The 298-nt window shown below is 58.7% G+C and carries 1 protein-coding gene; it reads right to left on the reverse strand.

Annotation, left to right across the window (positions count from 1 at the left end):
* Positions 1–298 (reverse strand): thiolase family protein (locus tag KWG70_RS17820; RefSeq protein ID WP_449619093.1); only part of this gene is annotated, 298 nt, incomplete at both ends.

Below are 298 nucleotides of genomic sequence, written 5' to 3' on the forward strand. Positions count from 1 at the left end.
TTGCGGGTGGAGACGATGAAGGGCGTGATCTCGTCGGCAAATTTGCCTGCCTTTTGCGCGGCCTCGGCCTTGTTTTGCGACGCGACGGCAAATTCGTCCTGCTGCTCGCGGCTGATCTGCCATTTTTCGGCAACGTTTTCAGCGGTTTGGCCCATGTGGTAGCCGTTGAAGGCGTCCCACAACCCGTCGCGGATCATCGAGTCGATATATTTCATGTCGCCCATTTTCTGGCCTTGGCGCAGGTTCGCCACGTGGGGCGACATGGACATGTTTTCCTGACCGCCAGCGGCCACGATGG

Source organism: Psychroserpens luteolus, from assembly GCF_021032705.1.
Taxonomy (GTDB): domain Bacteria; phylum Bacteroidota; class Bacteroidia; order Flavobacteriales; family Flavobacteriaceae; genus Psychroserpens; species Psychroserpens luteolus.